Below are 24,457 nucleotides of genomic sequence, written 5' to 3'. Positions count from 1 at the left end.
CGGAGCGAAATCCCGATGCTACGACAACGACAAGCACCCAACCTTGGTCCGAAACATGTTCCGCCTGTGACTGATTCACGAGGTAGGCCAGGTGCGCCCCGCGCGGCGCGCATCCGACAGCGAGTGGTGCTGGACGAACAACCAGCGAAGGCAGACCCGACGGCATATTCGTAACCATCGCGGGTTCCGGATGGCACAGATTCTCCTACTACCTAACCAAGCCCAGCGGTTACTCCACCCCGCAGGCATGTCGATCGACCTCGCGGTCTCACGCTCACGAAGGTCCGGAAATGCCGCATGGCGCACGTTGGCCAAATGTCCAGAATCGTTGGCCCTTCGTGCGACGCGCGCGGTATCTTGTTGGCGCCGAACCGATTTCGGGTACGCCTCAATCCGGCATGCGTCATGCTCAGTATCGGGCCTTGACCGACAGTGGGCCAGACACCTTACTGATGTGGAGAGCGCAATGGCGAGTGTCAATTTCCGGGAACCAGCAAACGGGGCGACCGTACCCAGCTCGTTCGACGCCAGCTTCGGCGTGAGTGGGATGGAAGTCAAACCCTCAGGTGACATGACCCCCAACACCGGGCACTTCTGCTTGATCATCGACGGAGCCCCGGTCCCGAAAGGTCAGGTCGTCCCAGTTGCGGAGACGTCTATTCACTACGGAAAGGGGCAGACTCGGACCACAGTCAACCTGTCACCCGGCCAGCACACCTTGACCTTGCAGTTCGATAACGGCGCGCACCTGTCCTACGGGCCCGACCTGAGCCAGACGATCACCGTGACGGTGCAGTAATTACGCGGCCGACCACGAATCCGCTTCACCAGTAGCGATCATCGGAGCACGCCGCCGCAGCGACGCTGAGCCGACGATCCTGTCTACCGCAACCGACCCGGTCGACCAGGCTTGCAAGGTTGACCGGGCAGGTCTGCGAACGTCCGGTATTGGCACCCCTACTTATCTCCGAACGATCCGTTCTGTGAGGTCGGTCGTTCAGGTCCGGTGCGGTGACCCCTTTGGCACCCCTTGGTCCTTGAGGCCTTCATAAAGGCCGCGGGCGCCGCGCCCGGACCTCTCTCTGACGGCGGATCCGGTTGGCGCGGTGTGTCTTCCGGCTCCAGCGTTGGTGAGCAGCTGAGATTGTTCGTGGTTCGAGCCCTCCCGCGCGACCAGACGCCCTGCTGAATCGAGAGCCTGTCGAGCTCTGATGCAGACCGGTGCCGTGCGGGTGCGCTGGGATCGCGAACAGCTCATCGGAGGCAAGCCCAACAGGCTCGTAAGTAGGGTGCTGCGCGTTCTCGCCAGGGTTTCGACCAGCGGTAACCATCTGATGGAGGACGGATTTGAACCGATATTGCGGAATCGACTGGGCCGAAGGCCATCACGACATCGCGGTCGTCGATCGCGACGGTGTGCTGGTGGCGAAGAAACGGATCGCCGACGACCCCACGGGTTTCGCCGAGCTGGTCGAACTACTGGCCGAGGCCGGTGACACCGCCCAGGATCCGATCCCGATTGCGATCGAGACTTCGCGCGGGCTGATGGTCGCCGCGCTGCGCGCAAGCGGGCGACCGGTCTTCGCGATCAACCCGATGGCGGTCGCGCGTTATCGCGAACGCCGTAGCCTGGCCCGCGCGAAATCCGATCACCTCGACGCGATGACCTTGGCCAACATTTTGCGTGTCGATGCCCATATTCACCGACAACTGCCTGCCGATAGCGAACTCGCCCAGGCGATCACGGTGTTGGCTCGGGCGCAGCAGGATGCGATCTGGCGGCGAACCAAGGCCAGCAACGAGCTGCGCTCTCTGTTGCGCGAGTATTACCCATCGTTCCTGACCACCTTCGCGGCGAGATCTGTCACCAACCTCGCCAAAGCTGAAGCGCGAGCTGTTCTTTCGATCGCGCCAACCCCGGCGCGAGCGATGAAACTGACCAAGACCCGCGTCGCAGCGGCATTGCGCCGGGCCGGACGTCAACGCGGCATCGACCAACTCGCCGCCGACATCGTCGACGGATTGCGCAAACCGCAACTGCGCCAACCAGAGTTGGTGGAAACTGCGATGGGCCGCCAAGCCGTGGCACTGCTGGCCATGCTCGATGCCGCCTGTGCCGGTGCTGCTGACCTGGAGCAGGCCGCCGCCGAGGAGTTCCGCAAACATCGCGACTACTCCATCATCACCAGTTTCCCTGGCTTGGCCGACCTCACCGGGGCTCGGATGCTCGCCGAGCTCGGCGACGACCGCACCCGCTTCACCAACGCCCGAGGGTTGAAGGCCTATGCCGGCTCGGCGCCGGTCACCCGAGCATCCGGCAAGACCATCTCCATCACCCACCGCCGGATCAAAAACGATCGCCTCGCGGCCGTCGGCTGGGTGTGGGGTACCACCCTGGTTGTCTTGTCCGGTCCGGCCTATGAGCACTACCGGCGTCGCCGCGACCACGGCGACCGGCACGCCCCCGCGGTCCGGCACCTGTTCAACAAAATGCTCGGACAGCTCTACCACTGCCTGCAAACCGGCCAAACCTACGACCCGACAAAAGCTTTCAACCAACCTCCCACCACGCCAACGACATCCGCCGCAGCTTGACAGTTAGCGGAATCGGAGGTCTCTATGTCAAGACGTCGGTGTGGGTGTGGGGTTAGCCTGTTTGGTGGGTCCGGGTTGTGGCTTGTCCGAAGGATCGGTGTTCGGGTTGGAGCCGGTCGCGCTGGAGTCAGTAGTCGTTCCCGATTGCCCTCCCGGGCCCGCCCATTCGCGTTGTCGTTGATCGGTGAGCATGCGTGTGTAGATGGTGTTGGAGAGTCTGCGTTTGAGCGCGCGTAGTGCTTCCATCGACGTCTTTCCGCTGGTTCTGCGGGTGTCGTAGTAGACCCGGCCGGCGGTGGGGTGGCGTAGTTGGACGACGGCCATGATGTGCAAGACCCGGTTGATTTTGCGGTTGCCGGCGCGCGAGAGCCGGTGGCGTTGTTGTTCTCCGGAGGAGACGTCCAGGGGTGCGGTGCCGTTCCAGGAGGCGAACCGGTCCCGGTTGGCGAAGCGGTGGATGTCGCCGGTGTCGGCCAAAAGCCTTGCCGCGCTGGAAGGTCCGATGCCATTCAAATCCATCAGCGTCGAGCCGCGGTCGAGGACGAGCTGGCGTAGTTCTTTGTCGGCGGCTCTGATCCTGCGGTCGATGGTTTCGAGGTCCTCGATCAATTCCGTCGCCAATCGCTGCTGGACCGTGGTGACCGGGTCGGTCGCGGTGATCGTGGCGAGCAGTTCGCGGGCTTGGCGGGCGGAGAGGAACTTCTTGGCGCCACCGGGAATCAGTTCCAGCAGTACCCGGTGCAGGCGGTTGAGGGTGTCGGTGCGAGCGTGACCGAGCCCGTCGCGTCGATCGGCGAGCATGCCGAGCGCGATCAGTTCCGGATCAGCGGCAACGCGACGCAGATTCGGTGCGTGCAAGGCTGCGAGGGCAACTGAGTGCGCGTCGACCGGATCGGTTTTGCGGCCGTTGCCGGTGGCGAAGACCCGCACTTGCGCGGAGAGTTTCGTGGGAACGTCCAAGACGGTTTCTCCGTCATGGATCAGGCGATGTGCGAGGTGACGGCCCACACCGTTGCAGCCCTCGACCGCCCAGATCCGGTCGGTGAATCGTTGTGTGGCGGTGCGCATTTCCGCATAGCCGTCGGTGTCGGTGTCGTATCTGCCGGTGGCTAGGATCCGTCCGGTTTTGTCGATGATTTCGATGGTGGCCGAGCGTTTGTGTGGATCCATTCCGATGATGACGGTCATCGCCGTGGCCTCCCGTGGTCTGCGATCGTGTTGGTGTCCGTGCCGGGAGGGCATTGCTAGTTCGAGCGTGGGGCAGATCCCTTTCGAGCCACTCCGGCACGGCACCCGGTGGGAGGCAAACCAATTAGAGAGCCACACCAATCACGACGGTGGGCAGCCGCTGAGAGAGCACCCCACCGGGCACCTGAACCAAATCCTGGCCGGGATCTGATCCTGACACCAGTCTCTAACTAGCCGCTGCGCGGGCGTTCTGCGCGACGAGATCGACTGCCGCGCAGAACATCCGATATTGCCGATGTGCGCGCCTCCATCTGCGGATCGGCAATATGGTGCGTTCCAGGCCCCGCGCAGCCCGTTAGGTATCCGAAGTACTGCGAGTGGTTTTGGAGGACAATGAAGCTCGCCGTCTCCGCCGAGGCGGCGATCATCCCGAGATCGGAGTAGCTGTGGCCGAGAACGACAAGGACGACAAGAAGAACGATGTCGTTGACGTACTGGTCGACCTCAAAGTGGCCCTCCAAGCCGAGGGCGAAGGGGATGACGACAGCGAATAGCTGCGTCGACCGTTAGCGCTTGCTAACGAATGCTCCCGTGCTGAGAGGGTCGCACGGGGGCGTTCCTGTCTCAGTGCGGCTGAAACCCACGCCAGATATTTTCGCTCATACATCCGGAAATGCCGCTGGGCGTGCGTTCGACCGACCGAGATGAAGTGGTCGGTCGAACGCCCGGAGAACACCCGTTCTCAAGTCCGCGGGCGCAGGGCATACGCCGGAACCAGCTGATCCGGCACCCGAAGATCCGGACGGCCATCGGCGTACTGCACGGTGAACGTCACCCTGCCCAGCCAATCGCCATCCACCGTCGGCACCCAATGTGTCAGCAAGCCCGGACGCTCACCACGCATCACCACCCCAGCGCCATTGGTGTGCTTCGGCGTGCCCGGATCACGAATCACGATGGCATCCAACCGAACCCACACCGGCTTCGGCTGCTCCACCGCCGTCCGGTAGTAGTGACCCATCGCATTCGGATACGCCAACTCCGGCTCCGTACCCTCAGTCCGCTGCGGCCCATCACTCGAACCCATGTTCGAATACTAGCGATGGGTACTCACGCGACGCCAGCAAACCTACGCACGCCTGGCAGCTAACGCCCCATCAGCACGGCACTTATCGTAGGCACTCGGTGTCGGCTTCTTAATCTTCGCCTCGCATGCGGCGTAGGCCTTCTGATATGCAGCGCCAGCCTTCGCATCCTGGGTTTTCAGCTTGTCCAGACATTGCTTAAAGCCCGCGTAATCCTTCGCCGACGAACATCCCACGATCTGCTCGTCGTCGACACCGGCGAAGGCAGTTCCCGCGCCGCCGACAGCCACCAACACCGTCGCGAACGCGACAACGACAACACTGCTGAACCTACGGTTTGCCATGATCCTCCTGCTACTCAGTTCTGAATAGGAACACCAGGTGCCCACCGAGAGACCACGAGGCGCAGACACCACCTCCCTATTCGTTACTGCCACCAGGAAAGACTTGTGCCCATCACCCGAACCCACCAGACTCCGTCGTTCGATCACGGAAAAACGCCAGCCAGTCGACAACGCCGCGATCCTCCTCGGGTCCGCGATCCGGCTCCGGCTCACACCTGGGAGCAGGCATCAACCGAGGGCGAAGCTTCTTCTCATCCGTCATGCCAACTTCGACGCCGCCACCCACGCCACGGTCCCAGCCGAACCCGGTGACACCAGCGGACATTCCCCCGCCTCCTCATTGCCGAAGTATCTGACCTCACTCGCACGAGTCAAGAGCGCCGATGAGACCCCCGGCTGCACCAGCACAGGCGATAAACCGGCGTCGCTGCTACTGGATCTGATGGAATCGCCACGCGTCACGGACGATGTTGACGATGTCGGGGGTTTCCGGTGTCCATTTGAGTTCTCGCTGAGCCAGTTCAGACGAGGCATACAACGTTGCCGGATCACCTGGCCGCCGAGGGGCGTGCTCGACCTCGAATGGCAGTCCGGTCACCTTCCGAATCGCTTCGATCACTTGGAGATTCGAGAATCCGATGCCGTTGCCAAGGTTGTAGATCCGGTGTTCTCCGGGGTGAATACGGTCCAATGCGAGCAGGTGTGCGCGGGCGAGGTCGGTGATGTGGATGTAGTCGCGTACGCACGTGCCATCTGGGGTCGGGTAGTCGTCGCCGAACAGCGAGAACTTGTCGGCGCGGCCGAGGGCGGCGTCGAGTGCCAATGGGATGAGATGGGTTTCGGGGTTGTGGCGTTCGCCGATCATGGTGCCGTCGCCGCAGTCGTGGGCACCGGCGACGTTGAAATAGCGAAGCGAGGTCGCGCCGAAGGGGAACGCGCGACAGAAAGTGGTGATGGCCCGGTCGATCGCGAGTTTGGTGTCGCCGTAGGTGTTGACCGGGTTGGTCGGCGAGGTCTCGGCAAGTGGGAGCTCGGTCGGGTCCTCCTCTTCGGCGCTTCCCTCGGCTTCTCCGCAGGCCTGACCCTCAACGTCTACGGCGACCGAATTCCACGCATCCAGCAGTACACCGCCGACGAGAAGCAGTTCCTCGACGGGCTCGACTCCTACGACGGCCAACTCTCCGTCATGGCGAGGAAATACCGGCGAGAAAGCGTGGACCTCGCCAAAGCCGTCGTCGCCGACCTGCGAACCGAAATCGCCGCCCATCCCAACAGCGACCGCGGCCCGCAACAAGTCTTCGTGGCCCGCCGCGTCACCAACGAATACGCCGTATCGGCGGAGGAGGCCAAGACCTTCGTCGCCCTGGCCGCCACCTATTTCGCACCAGAATTGCTGTAGGCCGCGTCTAGGGTTGCCGCGGCGCGCCAACGCCTCGTCGATGGGGGGTGTCGAAGACCGAGGTCAACGGACAGACACGGCACCCAGCCCCGGAGCCGGTGGCGATGAAGCACAATTTCGACCGCGAGGGCTGCCTGGCGAGGTCAAACGCGTACCCGGAAAACTGGCGATGGTTGCCACGGATCCCGCGCTCGGTTGAACCCCATCGACGTCGCAAGGATCGTCGGAGCATCGGCGGACACCTCACTACGGTAACAAGGCAGCGCGCTCGAGATCGTGTCTCCTAATGGCCTGAGCCATTCGACGACTCGAAGTTATCTGGGTCTGTCCGGCGATTTTCGACAGGAGATGTGCCAGTGCATTGACGCACGCGGACTTCCGTCGATCAGGAGGGTGGCTTCTTATGCTCTGGACCTCGCGCCGACTCCCATACACCTTCGGTAAGCGCGTCGGTCAATCTCCGCTGGCGTTGAGCGCTTCAGCGCACCGGTCAGGCACGGGCAATTGTGGGGTGCCCGCTATCCCAGGTTCAGCGTTGGCCTGTCGCGGCTACCACCTGACCCGCACACCGTGTCCGGAATACATGCCGCTGTCCGGCGGGCGGGCCGCGCAGATCCGTGGTTGCCTGTTTCCGCCCAATGCCCTGATTCAGGGCGGCACAGGGCCACGCGGAGGCGACTCGAGCAGGGCCGACTTGACGATTCCGCCCGTATTGAGGGTCGATCGTTCCGCGTCCGGATTCGTATCGGCCGAACTGACGGGAATGCGGCGATGAAGCTCAGGGCCAACGAGTTTGGCGTGGGAGATGGCAAGCGGTGGCTCACTCGTGAGGAAGCGGGCGAATACATGAGTGTTCACCCTCGCGAACTGGGCTGTCAAGGGGCACGGACCCCGCTACTCGAAGCCGTCCGGCAACTCGTGCATGTATCGGCTTGTAGACCTGGACGCCTACCTCGAGGCACGCATGGTGCACACCGAGGAGCAGCCGGAAGCAGCGTGAGCAACAGGAGGGAGAACCGCAATGCCAAGACCAGCTACCGAACTCGGCGGCTACGGCGACATAGGTGCTAAAGAGCAGAAGGACGGGAAGTGGCGGGCGTGGGCCACGTTCCGCGACTATGACGGAAAGAGCCGCCTCGTGGAAGCATCCGGGCCGACGGAGAGTAAAGCGAAGGCAGAATTGCGGAAGAAGCTCGCGGCTCGGCAGAAGCAATACAAGGGCCGTGCTCGAGGCAAGGTCACGCGGGATACGCGCCTTGCGCTCCTGATGGATATGTGGCTCGAGGAGGTGAAACGAGATGAAGGTGTCGGTCAGCAGTCCTATGACCGGTACAAGGGTGAAATCGACGCGAGCGAAGACAAGCGCGCCAAGAAGAAGGCGGTCAAGCTGCGCCCTGCACTCGGCAATCTTCGTGTGTGGGAAGCGGATACAGGCCGACTCGATGACCATATCCAATCGATCGCCGCTGCCGGGCTGAAGTCGAAGGCGCGACTGCACAAGGTCATTCTGACCGGCATCATGGGGGTCGCCGTCCGACACGGTGCTCTCACCGAAAACCCGGTGCGTGACACGTCGCGTATGCGCAGGCGCAAGCTCAAGCCTCAGCCCATCGAACGGGAACGGTTGGACGGCTTGCGTGCTCAGCTTCGAGAGTGGCTGGCAGGGAATGAGATTCCGGGAACGCCCGCGTACACGTACGGGCCGCAGCGGGATCGACTTGTACTCGATGTGGCTGATCTGGTTCTCGGCTCCGGAGTGCGGCCGGGCGAAGCGCTGGCGGCAGCATGGGACCAGTTCGACCTCGAGGTGAAACCGGCGACGTACACGGTGTCGGCGACGGTCGTCAGGCTTGCGGGGAAGGGGCTGTTCCGTCAGGAGTGGGCGAAAACCGATGCCGGGCACAGGATTGTCGCGCTCCCGGAGTTCACGACCCGCATGTTGAAGCAGCTGCGAGCCGATCCGAAGTACGGCGGGATGTGTGAGGTGAAGGCGCTGCGCGAGGTCGATGGCGAGGTGGCGGAGGTGGAGGACAAGGTTGCACTGGTCTTTCCGGGCCGGGGTGGAGTGCTCCGCGATCCGCACAACTTCAACCGGACGTGGCGGGAGGCGCGTGGCACGCTGTACAAGGATGTGACGCAGTACACGTTCCGGAAGACGGTCGCGACGCTGATCGCTGAGGCGTCGGATTCGAAGACGGCTGCGAAGCAGTTGGGGCACTCGCGGGAGAGCGTCACGGAGCGGCACTACATTGCTTCGCCCGCACAGGCACCGGACTCATCGGCCGTGCTCGAGTTGGGGTTTGGCGGAACCAGCTGACGGACAGTCGTCGCTGAATTCTTGTAGTATTTTTGGAAATCGCCCTATCTGACGGGCCTGGTCCAACCGGTAAGCCGGTTCTGACCTGCCATTTATGGTGCGCCATCAGGGACTTCGACACACTTTGTCCATCCGCAGCCATAGCTGCGGTGTTCATGCGCTAGAAGGTAGCCCTCGGATCGGGGCCGGTCAAGGGCATCGATTATGCTCGTCGACGGTCGCCTTGGCGAACGCCTGGAGTGCGAACCACACGGTCGACAACACTCCGTCGTTCGGCCCGAATTTCAGCAGCCAGCCGGGGTATGTGTCCGTGAGGCTGTGACTCCAGACGCTCTCTGCCATCTGACGGGTCGTCCACAATTAGCCAGGCGCGGACGTTCGCGTCCGCACGCTCCGCGGCGTGTCCGGCCAATTACATCGTTCGCCACGAAGTCTCCCGCAGCGGATGTAGCCCGGCGGCGGGCAAGGCGGGTAAGGACTCTGGGAGGTGGCGGGCCAGCCCGGTCAGGTTCGCGGTGCGTTCGCGGCGGTCGAGTAGATCCCGCTGGATTGTTGTCTGTATCGCTGAGGATTCGCGCGAAGATGACCCGTGCTCTCGAGTTGGCTACCCTCACCAGCTCAGAGGTGGTCGAGAAAGTGTTGGGGGTGGCCGCGGTCGCGGGCCGCTTCGATGACGGTGACCTGACCGCGATCCTCGATCACCTCCCGAAGTTCTCCCGTGTTGGCGAGGTGGTGCGTGTCGACGAGACGCATTCGGCCCAACCCGGCACCGCTAAGGCGTCGAACATCGTGGTCAGTCTAAAACTGTGGTGCGCGGCCACTGGTCGCCGTAACATTGGTGTCAGGCGACGTTCTGTGGCCTGGTAGGACGTTCAGTTGGTGTGATCCTGGGTGGTCGCCGTTCAGTGCGTTTTCGGCTGGCGGTGCCGAAGGTTGCGCGCGACATAGTGCTGATATTTTCCCCATAGCCAATCAACCGATTCGGCGACGCTGGTGGCGCTGCCCCGTGCATGTTCGCGTTTGGGTCGATCCCGGTGATGTAGTCCGGTTCAACCAATTTCCCGGGTCGATTATTCGCGTGTCGGTGGTGTTTGTCGGCGTATGCCAGTCGCGGTGCTGTGCCGTGACTTCGGTGTTTGGCTGGACAGTGAGAGGAAATTAGAAGTGGCCAGTCAATTCGATACTGCCGCACGCGCATACGAAGCGTCTGCGACGGTCATTCCGATCCGGGAGTATATCGAAGCCCCTTCGATTCGTGCTTTGTGTGGTGACGTACATGGAAAACTGGCGTTGGATCTGGGCTGCGGCACCGGTCTCTACACTCGCCGATTAGCGCAGTGGGGCGCCAAACAGGTTATCGGCGCCGACATCGCGGAGGGGATGCTGACGCAGGCTCGAGTGATAGAGGCCGCCGACCCTCTGGGGATCACTTATCTCAACCGCGACCTCACCGAACCGTGTCGTTGCGATGCGGAGTATGCACATCTGAGCGGGCAGATCGACCTGGTGTTGGCGGTGTACGTGCTGTGCTACGCCACCACCGTGGAAAACCTGGAAGCGATGTGCCGCAGCGCCAAGCAGGACCTGAAACCCGGCGGGGTGTTCCTGGCTCCGACGCTGAATTCGGGGTACGCCGACGAAAGCGAACACCCCGGGTATTACGCGGACTATTACGCCGCCTACGGGTTCGGGATGTCCGCGGTCACGCCACCAGCACAGGAGGGCGCCACGGTCACCTTGTCGATGTGGTTTCCCGACGGTTCAGGTGTGGACCCGGTCGCGCTCGACGCGGTGTGGTGGTCGCAAGACACCTACGAGCGAGCGCTGCGCACAGCAGGTTTCACGAGCATCACCTGGCATCGGATGGAGGTCTCGCCCGAAGGGGTACAGGCCTTCCCGGCACCGTACTGGGACCGATATCTGGCTAGGCCACACGCGTTGGTGGTGGAAGCGCGATGACCTGTGTTCTGGACAGGGTGGTGCTACACGGGCCGACGGCGCACGAGAGAGCGGTGATCGATGCCGGTGAGGCGATCATGCTCGGGGTCTCGCCGTTCAATTCCTTCTATCGTCCGGCCACTATCGAGTCCCTGGTGGGCTGGGCGGCGGCGCGCTTTTGTCACGTCTACGTCCTGCTGCCGGGGATGGAGGCGTCGCAACGGTTCATCGCGGCCGGTATGGCGCCTCGGCAGGCGGTACGCAAGATCATCACCGCAGTACATCAGCAGCGTTGCGCAGCGCGCGGGGCTCTGCTCCGGGCCGGGCGTAGTGACCCGGACCGGTATGTGCTGGTGTGGTCGCGCTTTGCTGGCAACCCTCGCTACCGTGCTCTGCGCGGTCACGTCGAGGACGCCTACTACACCGTGCCGCCCGTGCAGGTTCTGATCAGATCGATGGTCACCAGCGTGCTGACCCAGACCCACGGCACTGCCCCGTCGGCGGCAGCGATCGATATGAATGTGCCCTACGTGTTCGCCGAAGCACCGTTGCTGATCGATGCACCCGGTGTGCTGGGCCATCAGAATGTCGTGTTCACCTACCATCAGCCCGTCCCGCTGCATGACCTGTTCGCCACCGGCATCGTCGCTGACCTGCTGCCGGGTGCCGGTCACGCCGTGGCCCAGCTGACCCTTGACGGAGGCACCGCGTGAGCACCTTTGAACGATCCGTAGAACCGCTGCCCGATGTACTGACAATGCCACTGCAGGACGGTACCCATGGTACGGAGCCGCCGATTTTCACATGGTTACGACGAGAGCGGCCAGTCGCGAAAGTTGTTCTGCCCTCAGGCGATCAGGCGTGGCTGATCACCCGCTTCACCGATATCACCGCCATCGGCTCGGACCGGCGGTTCTCCCGAGACCTCACCGGCAGCGGCTCGATACGTTTGGCCGGTGAGGACTTCAACAGTGTCCGAGGCGGCATCTTCAACCTCGATCCACCCGACCACACCCGGGTGCGCCGCGTCCTGCAACGCTATTTCTCCCCTGCTGCTGCGGTGTCGTTGCAACCGATCATCGCCGGGCATGCCAACCGGTTACTCGACGCGATGCAAGCCGGCCCCAACCCCACCGACCTGATGAGCGCCTACGCCTTCCCACTCGCCCTGCACATGGCATGCGAGGTCATGGCTGTGCCAGTCGAGCAGCGCCGCAAGATCATTCCCGACATCCATGTGCAGATGGACTTGACGCAGCAATCGGCGATCATCGGCGCTTCCACCCAACGGATGATGGAGTTCGCCGATGAGGTCCTCGAATCCAAACGCGCTCAAGGCGCGACTCTCGACGATCCGATCGGCGCTTTGATCTGTGCCAATGATGTCGGCGACATCACTGCCGAAGAACTGCGTGGCACAGTGATGTATCTGTTCCTGACCTCGGCTGAACCGGTTACCGGCCCGACCGCCGTCGCCGTGTATACCCTGCTGCGTCACCCTGACATCCTGCGTGCCCGACCGCCCGACAACGACACTCCCAATGACTTCTGGGAACAAGCCGTCCGCGAAATCTTACGGCTACACCACAATTCGGCGACGTCGCTGCCGCGGGTCGCCACCGAGGATGTCGAGATCGCCGGAGTCACCATCCACAAGGGCGACTCGGTGATCACCCCATGGATCGCGGCCTCGTGCGACCCGCAGCAGTTCAAAACGCCAGAAAAATTCCGATTGGGCAGAGGCCGCGGCGAACACTGCGAAGTCACCTTCGGCACCGGACCACACTTCTGCCTCGGCGCCAACATCGCCCGCATGCACCTGACAACCGCGCTGCAGACCCTATGGTCACGGCTGCCGGAACTGACACTGGCAGTCAAACACGAAGACATTGCCTGGGAACCCCCCGACTTCCTCTTCACCCGCCCAGTCGAACTACCCGTCTCCTGGTAGGCGAGGAGGAATTCGAACAGGGGTTCGCGTAATATCAATCGGCCAAGCTCTATATCTGTCATCTCGGCGACAGGACTGTCACCGAGCGGCATCGGGGTCAAAGGCGCAGCACCCGTGTGCGTCTCGCTGATTCAGGGACGAAAACGGTTGCCCTACGGAATGATTGCGTGCGCGCGCGTTGGATGACCGGAGCTTGCGAAGGAGTACTGCCATGGCCCCTGCGGTGCAATTCACGGTCAATCCCGCAGGGCCGACCTCGTTGGTCGTCGGCGGCCCGAGCGGGCAACCGGGCGTGGAGGTACGGAATACCGGCGGCGGCAGCGTTGCACCGCAAACCGTCCGTGTGACCCTTCCGGCAGGGGGCATCCTCCGGTTCGCGCCCGAGGTGGGCTCGCAGCTCGTGCTGACGGTGTTCACCCCAGGTGGAAACAGCTCGTACTACGCCGAGCTCGACCCGAATTCCAACCCCACATCTCTGACCTTCCGCAACGTCGACGTGAGTTCGTCTGAACCTGGCGCGGTGTCAGCCTTGTGGGTTTCGGTGTCGGCCTTGCAGGTTCCGGCCGGCCCGACCGCCCTGACATTCAACGTCGGCGGACAAATATCGCACTCCGGCGAGATAGACGTCAGCCGGACCGACCGCTCTTGAGTGACAAGTAGTCAGCGAACTCGCTGACGCACAGCTGGTTTTCCGGCGAGGAACCACCAGGAACACTGATTTGCCGACGTTCGGACGAGATATCTGAACAAGGCCGGTGCAGGGCGCCGACTCGGTCAGCTGGTGTGGTCGGGAGTGGCGAGCGCTCGGATGAGATCGGTGAATCTTGTTGTGAGTTAGACGAATTCGGTGATCGCTTCCGTCGTCACACCACCGCACTGGAAGGCCGTCGGCTGTCGCGGCGGCGCATTGATCAGGTGAATGCCCGGACCTCGCGAGGATCGGACCAGATCCATGAGCAGTCGATCAGCGAGGCGCGTCCGCTGCGCTGTCTGGTCCGAGGGGAGAGCCGGATACGACGATCCGTCTCCCTCGGTGGCGGGCGAGGCGGGCGAGGACTCTGGGGTGCAGGAGGGTGAGGGGGTTGTTGATCATTTGTCCAGTCAGCATGACGCGGCGGTAGGTGTCGGGGTCGGTGGGGAGTAGTTGCAGGAGCTGGTCGAAGTACCAGTGTGCGAGGCGAGCGGACAGTCCGGCGTGGGTGGGGTTCCAGGCGAGGTCGGCGCTGGCGGCCATGAGCCAGGGCAGGCGTAGCGAGCGGGCGGCGCGGCGTTGGAACTGGCGGCCGAGCCCGGTCAGGTTCGCGGTGCGGTCGCGGCGGTCGAGCAGATCGCTCAGGATTGTCGCCTGTATCGCTGCCACCGTCATGCCTTGGCCTTGAACAGGGTTGAGTATGCAGACCGCGTCGCCCAGGCACAGTAGCCGGTCGGGCCATCGGCGCATCTGGTGGTAGGGGGTCCATCGGTTGGCCAGCTTGACGAACCGGTAGAGCGCCCCGGCGGGTGTGGCGTCGGTGATGCTGCTGGCGATGTGGGGGTTGTGCAGGGATCGGGCGTAGTCGAGGAATCCGGCTTCGTCGGTGGGGGTCGGTTCACCGCCCGCGCCGATGAGGCAGACGATCCAGTGTCCTGATTCGACGATGGCGATGCCGCCACCGCGGCGCACGGCGGGGGCGTAGGTCACCTCTCCGGTGAGTGTCCAGTCGGGGTTGATGTCTGGGGGACTGTCGTACAGGCGTGAGGTGTAGGACAGGTTTCCGTCCACGACGCGTTCAACCGGAGGCGAGAAGCCGGCCTCGGACAGCCAATGTGGCAGTTTCGAGGTCCGGCCGCTGGCGTCGATGACCAGGTCCGCCTCGATCGTCTCAGCCGGGCCGGGTGAGGTCGGCGAGGCCTTCCGTGGACGTCCGCACACTCCGGTGACCCGGCTCCGCGCGGCATTCCAGCACAGGTCTTCGACGCGAAAGCCACCGCGGATGGTGACCCCGGGCAGGGCCATGACCCGGCGTCGGATGCATCGCTCGAGGGCGACCCGGGTGCAGGTCTGTACCGACTGGCCGATGGCGCGTCGCGGTGCCCAGCCGGTGGGCAGCATCACCAGGGTCAATTCCCCGTAGTCGAAGACCGGTGCGCCCATCTCGGCGAGTTCGGTGCGGATACCGGGGAACAGTTCTTCCAGAATGCGGGCGCCCCTGGCGAGTAGGCCGTGCGGGTGGCGGGCTTGCGGTATGCCGCTGCGGTATTCGGTGTCCGCCGACACCTGGTCTTGCTCCAGGACGGTGACTCGATCGAAGTAGTCGGCCAGGACCCGCGCGGCGAGCAGCCCGCCGATTCCGCCTCCCACGACAGCAGCGTGCTGCCAGACCCGTGTGCTCGAGGAGTTCGTGACCGACATCGAGATGCACCCTCCGTTCAACCAGTCGGCAACAGCGTTGTTCGTCGGTGGGTCACCGCCGGATGCGCTCGATTGCCTTGCGGGTGGCGCGCTGGGCCTGCGCGACGGCGTTGAGACCGAGCAGGAGCGGGCGGGCTTTCCAGCTGGTCAATGTGGGTGCCAGCCCAACATTGTGCAGCAGGCTGAGGAGGTCGTAGTCGGCTTTGCCATGGCGGACCTGGAAGCCGCCGGGGCCGTCGGTGGTGCGGACGAAGGTGTAGCGGTCCACGCCGTGGAATTCGAAGCTGGCGCCGTTGGGGGCGAGTTTCGGGCTGGTGCTGGTGCAGGGCCACAGGTGCAGCGGTCCGGTGAAGGTGCCGATCGCGGTCCAGGGGATGCAGCACCGGGCGTTGCCGTCCTGCACGTCGATCCAGGGGTCGTCGGCGGGGTAGCACCGCAGGTCGGGCATGGCATTCCAGAACTGGCCACAAAATGTGCGGAAGTCCTTGCGTCCGTTGACGTGCTGGTCGTAGCTAGTCGGATGTTCCCACTGAACATCCGGAGTCACGCAGGCATCCACGGCGTCGTAGTCCTGGCTGTTGTTGGCACTCAGCCATGCCCTGGCCCATTCGGTCATGCCGTGCGCGGGCATACCCTGCTCGATCAGTTCCTGTTCCCGCGCGGTGGCGCGGGCGAGGAGGGTCTCGGACCTGGTTTCCCACCAGCTTCGGCGCTCGTCGAGGTCAGTGACGGACATTAGGACACCGCTCCAGCGGTATTCGGGGTGTGCAGCAGCTCTTCGGCTGGGTTTACCGACATGTCTGGCTCTCCGTTCGGCCATGTCCGGCGGTCGGGGCGAAGACATGGCGGCTACCGCGAATACCGGGCCCGCTTTTATTGGCGTCAGCCCTTATTGGCTGCCGCCGTCGGTCACGCTGTTTCGCTCAATCCACAAATGCATATTCCGCACGCGCAAGCCTTGCGTACCAGTAAAAATGGAGTATTGCCTACTATTCACCCGGAGGAGCGAAGGATCAACCGCTATGACGCACAAGCGTGATCTTCACCGGGAACGGCTCGCGCACCTCGCGACACAGGCGATACGTCGTGACCAGTGAACCCACCGGGGCAGCGGTAGGACATCAGATGTTCGCGCACCTGCAGGAATGGCGGCTGTATGAGGCCGCGCACCCCCTGCTGGTCGCCGTCGCGGCGATATCGTTGACCGGGCACCATATTTGGGATTGGCGGGTGCTCCTGCTGTGCTTCGCCATTCTGACGGGCTGGATAGCTGGGCTGTATCTGGGGGACTACCTGGGGCGAGGACAGGACGCGCTGGTAAAACCTCACCGTCCCATCCCGTCCGGGCGCATCACCGCGCGCACCGCGACCCTGTGTGCCCTCGGTTGTGCCAGCGCGGGATGCCTGGTCATTCTCGTAATCAACTGGCATGGGCTGATTATCGTGGCATTGATGGTCGGCGCCTACTGCGCCTACAACGTTTTTCTGAAGTCTCACGGCATTGTGGGCGACGTGGTGGAGGCGCTGTCGACATCGGTCTGCGTGTTCCTGGTCGGCACGACCTTCGGCGCGTCATGGCCACCGCTGCACCTGGTGCCGGTTGCGACGGTGTTCTTGCTCCAAGCCAGCTTCTCCAACGTTGCCCTGGCCCTGACCGATATCGAGGGCGACCGCCGCGTCGGCTGGCACACGCTGCCGGTTCGTCGAGGCGTACCCACCACCCTGGTTGTTCTTGTCGGGATCGGTGCCTTACAACTCATCTTGGCCGCGTTGGCCCCGGTCTATCTCCCCGACATCGGCTATGTGCCGGTGTTCGGGCTGTTCCTGCTGAGTTCCACCGCGTTGACGGCGACCTCGATCCTCATCCTCGCCACGGCACCGCGCCCACTGGCGCGTACCGATGCGTTGCGGGCATTCGAATATCACCTGATCGACAAAGCGGTGCTGCCCGGCGCTTTCATCGCTCTCGCGACCGGCCCGCTACCGGCGCTGGCCCTCACCGGCGCGGGCGTGCTGCTGACCTGGCCTGCCGCGCGCACTCTGCTGTACCGGTACGAACTCGGCCGGCCACGGCCCACCCAACCTGCTTAGTACCGGCGTATACCTGCGCCATGCACCAGCATGACCTCGGCCGAACAGCTGCGTCCAAACAGTGTCGACCTGCGCAAAAGGCAACAGTGGCCGGACGGCACCACGCTTGACCGCCGCCCGGTGGGGAGCCGCCCGAATGACTGCGGAACAGGCAGTGCCGCCACTATCGTTGTTGATCGTGACCCAACGAGCCGGGGGGAAACCATCATCGGCCGGGGACCTGCCGCCTGCACTGGCACCACGGCTGGCGGCGTTGCTCGAGCGTGTCTTCGACCGGCCGCTACCGTACCGAGTCAGCTTGTGGGACGGCAGTTCCGCCGGCCCGGCCGACGCCCCGACGCTGGTCATCCCGACCCCGCGAGCACTGCGTCGCCTCTACTTTCCCCCCAGCGCCCTCAACTTTGTCCGCGCCTACAGTGCCGGAGAGATCCGCGTCGACGGAGACCTCGTCCAATTCCTGTACGACATATTCGACTTCCTGACCGCTGCCATGCCGCGTACTACAGCCCAGCGGGGCGCACTGCTGAAACGAGGACTGCCCGCCGGGCTCGGCCTGCTGCGTCTCGGGCTGGAAAACAAGGCAGTCGGATGGCCCCTGCCGCGACCCGAGTCGGAGATGCGACGCTCGCTTCGCGGGACCGCCGCCGTGCGCTACCACTACGAACTGAGCAACGACTTCTACGCCATGATCCTCGGACCCACCATGGTGTACTCCACCGCGTGCTGGTCACCGACCACCCCCGACCTGGACTCCGCCCAACGCAACAAGCTCGACATCATCTGCCGCAAACTCGAACTCCGCCCCGGTTCGCGACTGCTCGACATCGGATGTGGTTGGGGCTCACTGCTATTGCACGCCGCCGAGCACTACGGCGTGACCGCGGTCGGTGTCACCCTCTCACCACAGCAGGCCGAATACGCCACCACCCGCATCGCGGCCACTGCGTTCGCGGACCGGATCGAGGTCCGCGTGTGTGACTACGCGCTGGTAGACGACGGGCCCTACGACGCCATCAGCAGCATCGAAATGAACTCACACCTGCCCCGGGCCTCGTTGCCCGGCTACGCGCGCACACTGCACCACCTACTGAAGTCAGGCGGTCGGCTACTGCAGCAAAACATCTCCACCAGCGACGAAGGTATGCGCCACGCGCGTCGCATGCGCTGGCTGAACCGATACGTCATTCCCGACACGTCAACGACAACACTGCACGACTGCCTCGACGCGCTGGGCCAGGCAGGCCTCGACGTCATCGACATCGACGACATCACCGCCGACACCGAACCGACCTACCGAGCCGTGCTCGCCAACTTCGATCACCACTGGGACTCAGCGGGCGCCGAGATCGGCATCGAGCAAGCCAGGGCCTGGTATCTGTTCCTGGCCGCCTTCCTGGGCACGGCCTACGCAGGCTGGTTCACCTTCGAACAGATCACCGCCGTGAAACCGTAAGAGTTCGTATTCGCGCTGGGATCGGATTGGCCTGGTCTCGCTGAATGCGGCCCTACGACGAGCTGATAACGACACGCGGGCAGCCAACGAGGCCGCGACACAAGGCCCAAGTGACCGCCGAATCGCCTCGGCTCCAAGGACCTTCGAGTCCGGATGAGCAGGTCACTATCAGTGTCGACCGTCAGGCAATTCCCCCAGGCTGCCGTCACGGAATTCCTCCAGTAGACGTGCCTCGCTGCGAGCGTAGCGAGCCGCTTCGAGGTGGTCAGCTGGCGGGTCGGCCTGGCCGTTTGCGGGGCCGGAACGAGGGTCCGTCCATCAAGACCTGATGGCTGGTGTTGATCAGTCTGTCGAGCAGGCTTTCGGCGACGACCGGGTTCGGGAACAGGGCATACCAGTCCTTCGGAGCGCGGTTGCTGGTCAAGATCAGCGGCTTGGCGCTGAGCGCGCGTTCGCTGATCAACTCGTAGAGGTCATCGGCGTGCAGGGCGGTGTGCTCGCGCATCGCGAAGTCGTCGAGGATCAACACGTGCGGGCGAGTGTATTCACGAATCCTTTTGCCCCAGGACCGATCCGCGTGACCACCGGCCAGATCAGCCAGAACGCGACTGGTCTTCGCGAAGCGGACGTCACCGCCGCGGCGGGCGACGGCATGGCCCAGTGCTTGTGCGACATGGGTTTTCCCGACTCCGACCGGGCCGTAGAGGATGACCGATTCCCCGGAATCGAGCCAGCGCAGCGCGGCCAGGTCGCGGATCATCGCCGAGGGGAGTTTCGGGTTCGCGGCGAAGTCGAAGTCCTCGAAAGTGGCTTGTTCTTCGAACTTCGCTCGCCGGATCCTCCTTGTCAGGGCATTGGTTTCGCGGCGGGCGATCTCGTCTTCGCAGAGGACCTGCAGGAACTCGAGGTGCCCGAGTTTCCCGTCGCGGGTTTGGGCCAGGCGGGCGTCGAGAGTGTCGAGCATGCCGGTGAGTTTCAGCGCGCGTAGAACATCGCGCAGGGCGGGGTCGCTGATGGACATGAGTGTGTATTTCCTTGCTGGAGTGAAGAATTAGGAAAGAATTGTTGGCCGGGTGGCGGGCGGGTCAGTTATTGGCGAACTGGTCGGGACCGCGCAGGAACGCCGGGACCTCGGCGATATCGCTGGTAGCGGTGCCGCCGAATGGGTCTTCGGTCTCGGTGCCGACCGCGAGGATGCCTTTGACGGTGCGGTAGGACGGGTCGCCGACCTCGATCGCGCGTGAGCAGGCCGCTTCGAGGCGGTCGAGACCGTATTTCTCGCGTAGCCGAAGGATGCCTTGCGCGGCGCGTAGATGGTGGATCGCGTTGGGTGACAACAGATCACCGATCACCAGCTCGCAAGCCGGGCCGACATCGATGGCGATCTTGCGGCACCAGGTCGGGCCTTGCAGGTGGAACGCGATGGTCTCGGGCGGATAGTGCTCCATATTCGTCGCCCGCCCCGCCAGGCGGCGGACATGGGTCGCGACGACGTGCTGGTCGCGGAAGATCTGCACGATGTCACCGCTGGTGCGGGCGTGCAGGGTTTGCCCGATCAGCCGCCACGGCACCGAATACAACGCTTTCCCGATCTTGATGTGGGTGTCGAGCCCGACTTTCCCGGTCGACCACACCGACAACACGAACGGCGCCGCCGGCAATGGCATCAGCGCGTCGCGTTCTGTCGCTTCGAACACCGGCAACGGTTGCCCACCGTCGAGCGCCCGCGAATTCCGCAACCCCGCGACGTCGCAGCACCACCGGATGGCTTCACCTTGCATCTGGGCCAGGGTGCTGAATTCCCTTCCACGCCAGAAGGAATCGCGAATGTACTGCATTTGACGTTCGACGCGTGGTTTATCCTTCGGTTTGCGGACCCGAGCCGGGTCGATCAACGTCTGGTAGTGGACGGCGAGTTCGGCGTAGGTGCGGTTGAGTTTCGGGTCGTAGAGATCGGGTTTGTCGACGCCGGTGCGTAGGTTGTCGATCACGAGCCGGGCGGGGACTCCGCCGAAGAACTCGAATGCCGCGACATGGGAAGCGCACCACGATGTTTGATCCATCGACAGCACCGGTTGCAGGAACGGCATCCGCGAGCACGAGAGCACCATCACGAACGCCTGCACCGTCACCCGCCGCCCCGAGGTCGGATCGAACCACGACCCGAGCCGGCCGTAATCGATCTGGGCTTCGCTGCCCGGTGGCACCGGCGGGCGCATCACCGTCACTTTGGCCCGGGCGGCCTCGTCAGCGAAATGTGTTGCTATCCAACGGCGTACAGATGATTCCGATACGTCCACCCCGTGGTCGTCGCGTAAGCGTTGCGCGATCGTGGCGACCGTGACACGGTGACCCAGCCAGGACTTGATCCGCTCAGCGTGCGGGTCGATCAACGACCATGTCACTGCCCGCGCGCCCGGATCATGCAGTGCGGGAAACCATTCCGCGACTCGCTCGGCCCACTGCTCAGCAGAAAGGGGTGGGCTCGCGCCCGGTGTTATGCCAGCGGCAACCGCTGGCGCGACGTACTTCCGGATCGTTTTCCGGTCGATCCCCAGCGATGCCGCCAGTTCGCGTTGTCCGCGACCGGCCTGCCAGTGGGTGTAGAGCTCGACAAGATCGAACATCGAGAAACTCCTCCTCGCCATCTCTTTCTCGCTCTCCTCGCCGGAACAACCGTCGAGGACAAGCGAACATGTGTGCGAGACACGCCGACCGGCGACACACCGCCAGGTGGGGGAATTACGTGACGGCCGGTGGAGGAATTGAGTGACGGACAGTGGGGGAATTCCGTGACGGAACTACCCCTCACCTGGGGGAATTACTTGACGGCTGACACTATCAGCTGTGCGGAGATGAAAGCCGACTAACACGGCTCGGCATGAAGGGTGGGTCGTCGGTCGCCTCCACCATCGACCCACTCGAGGGGGCCCAGCGGTTACCGAGCTCTAACCCTTGTCGATCCGGCCTTGGAATCTATACAGTCTAATCTGACTGTTTAGTGACGGGCTCGACAGCAGGCGACTGTTGGTGCGCCGAGGGCAAAGGATTCAACAATGAGCGAAGCTTTGGCTGTTCAGCGTGTCGAGCGGACACAGGATCGAATGTGGCATGACGTGTGGCTGCCCGCGGAAACGGTCGAGGTGCGGGCTTGGGCGCGGAAGGCGGTCGAGCGGGTGGTTGCGCCGGTGGCGCGGCGGATTGGGTCGGTCGAGGAATCGGTGGACAGTTTCCCGTGGGATGCGTTTCGTGGGCTGGCGGACTCAGGTCTGTTCGCGGTGCCGTTCGACGCGCCGTTCGGCAAAGGGCTGGAGTATCCGATGCTCGGTACGTGCACGGTGACCGAGGAGATCGCTTATCACTCATCCTCGATGGCGGGGGTGTTCGATGGTCAGTGCATTCTGGTGCCGCAGGCGTTGAGTTTCGCCTCGGCGGAGATCCGGGCGCGGTTGCTGCCGAAGTTGATCTCGGGGGAGGAGGCGTTTTCGTTCGCGACCACCGAACCTGATGCCAGCAGCGATCTTTCGGTGTCGGCCCTGCAGACGGTGGCTGCCGAAGTCGAGGGCGGGTTCGTGGTCAATGGCCGCAAGCGGTGGATCACCAACAGTGTGGTGGCGACGTGGGCGGCGGTTCTCGTCCGCACCGGCGAGCGGATGAACATGCTGCTGATCGATCTGAAGAACTCGCCAGGGGTGCGGGTCGGTGTTCCCGATTTGAAGATGGGACATCGCGGCCAGTTGACGGCCGACATCGTGTTCGACAACGTCTTCGTTCCCCGCGAGAATCTGCTCGGTGCTGCGGGAGCGGGGCTTTCGGTGGCGTTGTCGTGCCTGACACGTGGGCGGATCGGCATCGGCGCGGCCGGTGTAGGGGTGGCGCAGGCGGCGGTCGATCTGGCAGTGCACCGGCTGCGGACTCGGCAGTTGTTCGGTGGGCCGTTGGGCAAGATGCAGTACTGGCAGTTCAAAATGGCCGAGCGGGCGACCGAGATCGAGTGTGCGCGAACGCTTTACCAGAAAGCCGCGACCCGGCTCGACCAGGGCGACCGCAACGCCGAGCCGGAAGCGGCGATGGCAAAGGCCTACGGCACCCGGATCGCGGTCGATACCGTCCGCGATGCCATGCAGATCTACGGTGCTTTCGGATTCGCGCGCCAGGTCTCCGAGACCGGGGAATCGGTGCGGTTGGAGGAATTGTACCGGGACGCCAAGATCCTGGAGATCTTCGAGGGCGCCAATGAATTGCAGCAGTGGGTCGTGGCGCGGCAGCTGATCGGCCGCGACGTGACCGGGTGACGGTAATTTGATGCCGATGACGCACAACGAGGAGACCCGCAAACGCGCGGTGCAGCAGCGCAGCACCTCGAGCAAACGCCGGATCCTGGACGCGGCGGTCAAGGTGCTTATCGAGGAAGGTTACGCAGGGGCGACGACCATCCGGATCCAACGCGAGGCCCAGGCCTCGCGTGGCGGTCTGCTGCACCACTTCCCGTCGCGCGATGAGTTGCTGGTGGCGGCGGTGCATCACCTCGCCGCCGAGCGGGTGCGTGACCTCGGCGCACGCACCGACTGGCCGACCCCACTCGGCGACCGGATCGACGCCGCCGTTGAGGCCATGTGGCAGACCTACGCGCAGCCGTACTTCTGGGCGTCGATCGAACTCTGGGTGGCCGCGCGCATCCACGACGAACTCCGCACCGCGCTCGCGCAGGAGGAGAAAGTGATGGGCTCGATGGTCCGCGTGGCCACCGCCAACTTTTTCGGCGCGCAGATCTGCGCTGTCCCGGCCTATCCGACGGTCCGGGAGCTACTGAACACCAGCATGCGTGGTGTGGCCATGACCTACACCTTCGAGTCCCGAGACCCACGCACCGACCCGCACCTCGTCGAGTGGCAGACACTGGCTCGAAATCTGTTGCTGTCCAGCTGACTCGAGTATCCGACCGTGGCGCTCGACCGCGGTTGAATTAGGACTCTCGAGGTGGACCTAGCAGGAAGTTATCGCGAGCGTTGCTGTTTGGCGTCCGGAGTCTCGGTCACGGCGACCTGATGTCGTGACCTTGTAGAAACCGTCACGTCAGCTTTCATTTTGCCCGGAGTGCTCCGTCCAGTCCGCCGACGTCGGTGATTTTCCATCCTGCGTTCTTGTCGATGGTCACCGTGTAGGTGACTGTTGTCTGTACGCCTGCGGGTGTCTGTGCGCTGGTCGAGTTCACGTCGAGGAAGGCGTTGACCTTGTAGATGCCGTTTGCTTCGGCGGTAACTACTGAGGTGATCGGGGTGGCCTTGGAGGTCCATTGCAGCGGCAGCAGGACTTGCTGGAGTTGTGCGGTGGTGGCGTCGAACTTAGCGGCAAGCTGGGGGGTGGTGTTGATTTTGAGCTTGTCGAACCAGGCTTTGGCGTCGCGGTAGTCGATGGTCGATGCGCCGATCGCATAGTCGGTGGCTAGCTGCTGGGCATGCTTGGTGTCGGCTGCACGGGCGTCGCGATCGGACAGATCACTCGCAGTCGACCAGTAGAGGCCCGCGAAGACACAGGTAGCCGCTGCCAGTCCTGTGATGATCAGGGCGGTGAGGACGGTCGAGACTTTGATCGCGATCTTGCGAGGCTGTTTCGTGGTCGTCTCGTTCGTTTGCCGCACGGATTCTGCTGCGGCATCATCTCTTTCGACTATTGCTGTGCTCATATCTCCAGTACTCCTATG

General features: G+C 63.6%; 22 protein-coding genes and 1 pseudogene. 14 read left to right on the top strand and 9 right to left on the bottom strand.

Annotation, left to right across the window (positions count from 1 at the left end; translation table 11 throughout):
* Window positions 1-190 precede the first annotated feature (190 nt).
* Window positions 191-799: a DUF4399 domain-containing protein gene (locus tag OG203_RS16380; protein ID WP_405166511.1), complete on the top strand. Its 609-nt coding sequence runs from the start codon at window positions 191-193 to the stop codon at window positions 797-799.
* 548 nt (window positions 800-1,347) lie between these two features.
* Window positions 1,348-2,595, top strand: a complete 1,248-nt coding sequence (locus OG203_RS16375) for an IS110 family transposase (RefSeq protein WP_405166510.1) — start codon at window positions 1,348-1,350, stop codon at window positions 2,593-2,595.
* Between the two features lie 27 nt (window positions 2,596-2,622).
* On the opposite strand, the gene OG203_RS16370 is transcribed toward OG203_RS16375, so the two are convergent.
* From OG203_RS16370 to OG203_RS16355, 4 genes and pseudogenes are all read right to left on the bottom strand, one after another.
* Entirely contained in the window at window positions 2,623-3,783 is a 1,161-nt protein-coding gene (locus OG203_RS16370) for an IS110 family transposase (protein ID WP_405166509.1), read from the bottom strand.
* Between the two features lie 742 nt (window positions 3,784-4,525).
* Window positions 4,526-4,870 carry a hypothetical protein gene (locus OG203_RS16365; RefSeq protein WP_405166508.1) on the bottom strand — a complete coding sequence of 115 codons (345 nt, stop codon included), beginning with the start codon at window positions 4,868-4,870 and terminating at the stop codon, window positions 4,526-4,528.
* A 42-nt stretch (window positions 4,871-4,912) separates the two neighbouring features.
* On the bottom strand, window positions 4,913-5,212 hold the full coding sequence (locus OG203_RS16360) for a hypothetical protein (protein WP_405166507.1): 300 nt from the start codon (window positions 5,210-5,212) through the stop codon (window positions 4,913-4,915).
* A 430-nt stretch (window positions 5,213-5,642) separates the two neighbouring features.
* Window positions 5,643-6,254: pseudogene (locus OG203_RS16355) on the bottom strand (NAD-dependent epimerase/dehydratase family protein); the annotation flags it as partial.
* Window positions 6,255-6,398: 144 nt separating this feature from the next.
* Here OG203_RS16355 and OG203_RS16350 point away from each other — a divergent pair.
* The 8 genes from OG203_RS16350 (at window position 6,399) to OG203_RS16315 (ending at window position 13,466) form a co-directional block, all read left to right on the top strand.
* Window positions 6,399-6,611: a hypothetical protein gene (locus OG203_RS16350; protein ID WP_405166506.1), complete on the top strand. Its 213-nt coding sequence runs from the start codon at window positions 6,399-6,401 to the stop codon at window positions 6,609-6,611.
* A gap of 850 nt (window positions 6,612-7,461) precedes the next feature.
* A complete protein-coding gene (locus OG203_RS16345; RefSeq protein WP_405166505.1) occupies window positions 7,462-7,611 on the top strand; it encodes a hypothetical protein in 150 nt (49 codons plus the stop codon).
* Between the two features lie 21 nt (window positions 7,612-7,632).
* Window positions 7,633-8,928, top strand: coding sequence for a tyrosine-type recombinase/integrase (locus OG203_RS16340; RefSeq protein ID WP_405166504.1), 1,296 nt, complete (start codon window positions 7,633-7,635; stop codon window positions 8,926-8,928).
* Between the two features lie 582 nt (window positions 8,929-9,510).
* Complete coding sequence (locus tag OG203_RS16335; RefSeq protein ID WP_405166503.1) at window positions 9,511-9,795, top strand: hypothetical protein; 285 nt, start codon at window positions 9,511-9,513, stop codon at window positions 9,793-9,795.
* A 234-nt stretch (window positions 9,796-10,029) separates the two neighbouring features.
* On the top strand, window positions 10,030-10,887 hold the full coding sequence (locus OG203_RS16330; protein ID WP_405166502.1) for a class I SAM-dependent methyltransferase: 858 nt from the start codon (window positions 10,030-10,032) through the stop codon (window positions 10,885-10,887).
* Entirely contained in the window at window positions 10,884-11,579 is a 696-nt protein-coding gene (locus tag OG203_RS16325; RefSeq protein WP_405166501.1) for a tRNA-dependent cyclodipeptide synthase, read from the top strand. The genes OG203_RS16330 and OG203_RS16325 overlap by 4 nt, the downstream gene beginning before the upstream one ends.
* Before the next feature lie 305 nt (window positions 11,580-11,884).
* The gene (locus OG203_RS16320; RefSeq protein ID WP_405166500.1) at window positions 11,885-12,817 is read left to right on the top strand and encodes a cytochrome P450; all 933 of its coding nucleotides are present in this window, start codon (window positions 11,885-11,887) and stop codon (window positions 12,815-12,817) included.
* A 211-nt stretch (window positions 12,818-13,028) separates the two neighbouring features.
* Window positions 13,029-13,466 carry a hypothetical protein gene (locus tag OG203_RS16315; RefSeq protein ID WP_405166499.1) on the top strand — a complete coding sequence of 146 codons (438 nt, stop codon included), beginning with the start codon at window positions 13,029-13,031 and terminating at the stop codon, window positions 13,464-13,466.
* 315 nt (window positions 13,467-13,781) lie between these two features.
* Here the strand turns inward: OG203_RS16315 and OG203_RS16310 are convergent, their stop codons facing one another.
* Both OG203_RS16310 and OG203_RS16305 read right to left on the bottom strand, forming a co-directional pair.
* Complete coding sequence (locus OG203_RS16310; RefSeq protein WP_405166498.1) at window positions 13,782-15,158, bottom strand: NAD(P)/FAD-dependent oxidoreductase; 1,377 nt, start codon at window positions 15,156-15,158, stop codon at window positions 13,782-13,784.
* Window positions 15,159-15,261: 103 nt separating this feature from the next.
* Entirely contained in the window at window positions 15,262-15,945 is a 684-nt protein-coding gene (locus OG203_RS16305; RefSeq protein ID WP_405166497.1) for an ester cyclase, read from the bottom strand.
* 350 nt (window positions 15,946-16,295) lie between these two features.
* On the opposite strand from OG203_RS16305, the gene OG203_RS16300 reads away from it, so the two are divergent.
* Together OG203_RS16300 and OG203_RS16295 are read left to right on the top strand one after the other, a co-directional pair.
* Complete coding sequence (locus tag OG203_RS16300; protein WP_405166496.1) at window positions 16,296-17,300, top strand: UbiA family prenyltransferase; 1,005 nt, start codon at window positions 16,296-16,298, stop codon at window positions 17,298-17,300.
* A 136-nt stretch (window positions 17,301-17,436) separates the two neighbouring features.
* A complete protein-coding gene (locus OG203_RS16295) occupies window positions 17,437-18,753 on the top strand; it encodes a class I SAM-dependent methyltransferase (RefSeq protein WP_405166495.1) in 1,317 nt (438 codons plus the stop codon).
* A gap of 265 nt (window positions 18,754-19,018) precedes the next feature.
* Here OG203_RS16295 and istB read toward each other — a convergent pair whose 3' ends face one another.
* Together istB and istA are read right to left on the bottom strand one after the other, a co-directional pair.
* Window positions 19,019-19,774, bottom strand: a complete 756-nt coding sequence (gene istB / locus OG203_RS16290) for an IS21-like element helper ATPase IstB (RefSeq protein WP_405159506.1) — start codon at window positions 19,772-19,774, stop codon at window positions 19,019-19,021.
* Between the two features lie 64 nt (window positions 19,775-19,838).
* Window positions 19,839-21,380 (bottom strand): IS21 family transposase, encoded by a 1,542-nt coding sequence (istA, locus tag OG203_RS16285; RefSeq protein WP_405159507.1) that lies wholly within the window; start codon window positions 21,378-21,380, stop codon window positions 19,839-19,841.
* Between the two features lie 429 nt (window positions 21,381-21,809).
* Here istA and OG203_RS16280 point away from each other — a divergent pair, with 429 nt between their 5' ends.
* Complete coding sequence (locus OG203_RS16280; protein ID WP_405166494.1) at window positions 21,810-23,048, top strand: acyl-CoA dehydrogenase family protein; 1,239 nt, start codon at window positions 21,810-21,812, stop codon at window positions 23,046-23,048.
* 16 nt (window positions 23,049-23,064) lie between these two features.
* Window positions 23,065-23,682 (top strand): TetR/AcrR family transcriptional regulator, encoded by a 618-nt coding sequence (locus OG203_RS16275; protein WP_405166493.1) that lies wholly within the window; start codon window positions 23,065-23,067, stop codon window positions 23,680-23,682.
* 154 nt (window positions 23,683-23,836) lie between these two features.
* On the opposite strand, the gene OG203_RS16270 is transcribed toward OG203_RS16275, so the two are convergent.
* The gene (locus OG203_RS16270) at window positions 23,837-24,439 is read right to left on the bottom strand and encodes a hypothetical protein (RefSeq protein WP_405166492.1); all 603 of its coding nucleotides are present in this window, start codon (window positions 24,437-24,439) and stop codon (window positions 23,837-23,839) included.
* Between the last annotated feature and the right edge of the window lie 18 nt (window positions 24,440-24,457).

Source organism: Nocardia sp. NBC_01499 (genome assembly GCF_045040275.1).
In the GTDB taxonomy this organism is placed as follows: domain Bacteria; phylum Actinomycetota; class Actinomycetes; order Mycobacteriales; family Mycobacteriaceae; genus Nocardia.
Note: the sequence above shows the minus strand (reverse complement) of the source record. Positions and strands in the feature narration are given on the sequence as shown.

Excerpts from the sequence above, each read along its gene's own strand:
- OG203_RS16380 (WP_405166511.1), top strand. The coding sequence starts at position 191 with ATGGCACAGATTCTCCTACTACCTAACCAAGCCCAGCGGTTACTCCAC.
- OG203_RS16370 (WP_405166509.1), bottom strand. The coding sequence starts at position 3,783 with ATGACCGTCATCATCGGAATGGATCCACACAAACGCTCGGCCACCATC.
- OG203_RS16365 (WP_405166508.1), bottom strand. The coding sequence starts at position 4,870 with ATGGGTTCGAGTGATGGGCCGCAGCGGACTGAGGGTACGGAGCCGGAG.
- OG203_RS16360 (WP_405166507.1), bottom strand. The coding sequence starts at position 5,212 with ATGGCAAACCGTAGGTTCAGCAGTGTTGTCGTTGTCGCGTTCGCGACG.
- OG203_RS16350 (WP_405166506.1), top strand. The coding sequence starts at position 6,399 with ATGGCGAGGAAATACCGGCGAGAAAGCGTGGACCTCGCCAAAGCCGTC.
- OG203_RS16340 (WP_405166504.1), top strand. The coding sequence starts at position 7,633 with ATGCCAAGACCAGCTACCGAACTCGGCGGCTACGGCGACATAGGTGCT.
- OG203_RS16335 (WP_405166503.1), top strand. The coding sequence starts at position 9,511 with ATGACCCGTGCTCTCGAGTTGGCTACCCTCACCAGCTCAGAGGTGGTC.
- OG203_RS16330 (WP_405166502.1), top strand. The coding sequence starts at position 10,030 with ATGCCAGTCGCGGTGCTGTGCCGTGACTTCGGTGTTTGGCTGGACAGT.
- OG203_RS16325 (WP_405166501.1), top strand. The coding sequence starts at position 10,884 with ATGACCTGTGTTCTGGACAGGGTGGTGCTACACGGGCCGACGGCGCAC.
- OG203_RS16315 (WP_405166499.1), top strand. The coding sequence starts at position 13,029 with ATGGCCCCTGCGGTGCAATTCACGGTCAATCCCGCAGGGCCGACCTCG.
- OG203_RS16305 (WP_405166497.1), bottom strand. The coding sequence starts at position 15,945 with ATGTCCGTCACTGACCTCGACGAGCGCCGAAGCTGGTGGGAAACCAGG.
- OG203_RS16295 (WP_405166495.1), top strand. The coding sequence starts at position 17,437 with ATGACTGCGGAACAGGCAGTGCCGCCACTATCGTTGTTGATCGTGACC.
- istB (WP_405159506.1), bottom strand. The coding sequence starts at position 19,774 with ATGTCCATCAGCGACCCCGCCCTGCGCGATGTTCTACGCGCGCTGAAA.
- istA (WP_405159507.1), bottom strand. The coding sequence starts at position 21,380 with ATGTTCGATCTTGTCGAGCTCTACACCCACTGGCAGGCCGGTCGCGGA.
- OG203_RS16280 (WP_405166494.1), top strand. The coding sequence starts at position 21,810 with ATGAGCGAAGCTTTGGCTGTTCAGCGTGTCGAGCGGACACAGGATCGA.
- OG203_RS16275 (WP_405166493.1), top strand. The coding sequence starts at position 23,065 with ATGACGCACAACGAGGAGACCCGCAAACGCGCGGTGCAGCAGCGCAGC.
- OG203_RS16270 (WP_405166492.1), bottom strand. The coding sequence starts at position 24,439 with ATGAGCACAGCAATAGTCGAAAGAGATGATGCCGCAGCAGAATCCGTG.